The 2,865-nt window shown below is 48.9% G+C and carries 2 protein-coding genes; both read right to left on the reverse strand.

The annotated features are described in order from the left end of the window. A partial coding sequence (locus GRP75_RS23340) for a class I tRNA ligase family protein (RefSeq protein WP_160790498.1) occupies window positions 1-972 on the reverse strand: 972 nt, incomplete at its 3' end. Window positions 973-1,381: 409 nt separating this feature from the next. After that, window positions 1,382-2,713, reverse strand: coding sequence for a LysM peptidoglycan-binding domain-containing protein (locus GRP75_RS23345; RefSeq protein ID WP_160790499.1), 1,332 nt, complete (start codon window positions 2,711-2,713; stop codon window positions 1,382-1,384). Window positions 2,714-2,865 lie beyond the last annotated feature (152 nt).

Genomic DNA, 2,865 nt, shown 5'->3' on the forward strand with positions numbered 1-2,865 from the left:
GCTACGATCAAGGCCCTGATATTTGCCTGCTTCGGCATTCATCGTTCCCGTTTCATCCATCACCGTAATTTGTGGCAGCTGGTGACGTTGTCCCATTTCAAAGTCATTCGGGTCGTGAGCCGGTGTAATTTTAACCGCGCCGCTACCGAAATCTTTATCAACGTAGTCATCCGCAATGACCGGAATTTCCCGTCCGATGATTGGGAGCACAAGCGTTTTGCCAATCATTTGCTTGTAGCGTTCATCTTCCGGGTGTACAGCTACTGCTGTATCGCCCAGCATCGTTTCAGGACGTGTAGTAGCTACCGTAATAAATCCGCTACCGTCTTTCAGTGGATATTGCAGGTGATACAGATTTCCGTTCACCTCTTTGTATTCCACCTCAATGTCCGATAATGCAGTACGTGCAGCGGGGTCCCAGTTAATGATGCGTTTACCGCGATAAATCAGACCCTTCTTGTACAGTGTAACGAATACCTCGCGTACCGCTTGGGACAGTCCCTCATCCAGCGTAAAACGCTCACGAGAATAATCGAGAGAGAAACCCATCTTTTCCCATTGATTGTGGATGTTATCCAGATAAAGTTCCTTCCACTCCCACACTTTCTCCAAAAACTTCTCGCGGCCCAAATCATAACGTGTCAGGCCTTCTTCACGCAGCTTTTGTTCTACCTTTGTTTGGGTAGCAATACCCGCATGGTCTGCCCCTGGCAACCACAAGGCATCATAACCCTGCATCCGCTTGGCGCGAATAATAATATCCTGCAAAGTAAAGTCAAGAGCATGTCCAATATGCAACATACCTGTAACATTCGGTGGTGGAATAACGATTGTAAAAGGCTCTGCCTCTGGATGTTGCCCGGCGCGGAAATAGCCCTTTTCCATCCACGTTTTGTACCATTTTTGTTCTGCTGATTTTGGATCGTACGTTGTTGGCATTTCCAAGGTTGTCTTGTTGTCTTGTTCTGACATATCAGGATACCTCCATGATTTTTCAATTGGCAAATAAAAAAAGCCCTTCATCCTCAAAGGACGAAAGGCTGTTCTCTCGCGGTACCACCTTTGTTTCACCCCTAGTGTATGTATCCACTGATCCATTACACATGGTGTGACACTTTATGCAGATAACGGTTGCGGACCGGCCTTATTCTACCGTGAACCTCTTATCTTCCGTAGGAATTAAATGAGGAACCGTTCAAACAGGCGACTCCCGGGTGACTTCGGCCAGTAGCTTCCTGCGGAACCTCACAGCGCTGCAATTCCACTCTCTGAAGGGCTTGCTGCCTACTCTTCCCGATCTCAGTCTTTCAATAACTATACCACATCATACATTTCCCATTGACTATAGTCAACACCCGCTGTGCATTTTTCAGCAACCGGATCAAGGGATGTACAATACCTGTCCTTCTTCCACATGATGCTCCGCCAATCTGTTATACAGTTGAAGCTCACGTGTGCTGAGCTGATAACGGTCAGCTATGGTTTCCAGTGTATCCTCGCGCTGTACAATGCATAAGCGCACCTTGCGAAAAGGTGTTTCATCTTGTGTATGAAAAAAAAGGTTCTTCCACTTGGCATTCTCCCGCTCTTCTTCGGCTTTCTGGTCCTGATCCTGCGGCTCCTGCTCCAATTGCTGCTGGTATTCGGCTTCCTTCACCGAACGGCTGGATTGGAGCAATGATGAGTAGACAACCGGGTCTGGCTCGTCTGCCCCTTCATCCTTTTTACTGTTAAGCGCCACACGCATCTCTGGCTTATCCTCAGTAAAGGTGTCATGGGCCTCGTGGTTCACCTGTTCTGACGCTTCAGGCCTGAAGTCGAAGTTATCTACTTGACTCTCCTCCAACTGTGGCTCCAGATAGACCTCGGACTCCGTGGCAGGATGCGGTTCATTCAACAAAGGGTCATATACTGCATTGGGAGATGCGGAAGATACTTTAGGTTCATTCCCCCCTGTCCATGCTTCCTCTTGCTGAAATCCCCACACTTCCGGAGACCCATGCTCATGCTTGACCTCTGGAGAGCTGTCTTCAACTGCTTTACCCGTCCAAGGCTCATAGAATCGGTTAGGATCTACTGCCGACTCATAAGCTTGCTGTTCCGACGATGCCTTCTGTTCTCCTTGGCCCTCAGACAGCTGTTCCCATGAAACGGACTCCTGTTGTGCTGGCACTCTGTAGGAGGTTTCAGGGTCTGTAACGTAATCGGAGGTCGAGTCATTGGTAGAATAGGCCTCTGCATGGCGATGCTCTCCATCGGCGGAATGGGATTGAACCGGTTGCTCAGGTGCATGCACTACGGTGAATTCCTCATCCAGCCAGACCGCCGTCTCCTCCGCGTGCGAGCTTTCCACGCCATGCAAAGAAAGAACACCTGTAATGTTTAGACTACGTAAAGAGAGCAGGTCCACATCAAAATTTTCAATCTCGACAGAGATATCTTCCAATCTCCCTACGCGGTTTAGCGGAATGGTAATTTCCACAGGGATCAAATGATGAAGCTCGCTCGTAATCTGTTCAGGTGTGCGGTACACGCCCTCCAGCAGCAAATGCCCTCGCAAAGCGGCATGGTCGCCGTGGGTTACAACCTGAATGCGTGGCAGAAGCTCAATTTCCTCCAACTCAGCAATCCCGGCAGCTTCCTCCGTCAAATGAATGCGTTCATAAATATCAAAACGCAAGCCTTGCGGCTGATCATTCTGTTGTTTGTTCAAGGATGGCATCCTCCTTTGGGCAGTCTCCGCACATCCTCTGACTTCTGGTCAGGCGCACGGAAACTCCATATTGCAAACCGTTTCTAGGTTCAAGTATATGCGCCAAAATAGAAGGCATGCCATCTTTTATAGCTGTTTGTGCGGCTTTTGAA

Origin of the sequence: Paenibacillus sp. OT2-17, from assembly GCF_009827695.1 — a bacterium.
GTDB classification, from domain to species: domain Bacteria; phylum Bacillota; class Bacilli; order Paenibacillales; family Paenibacillaceae; genus Paenibacillus; species Paenibacillus polymyxa_B.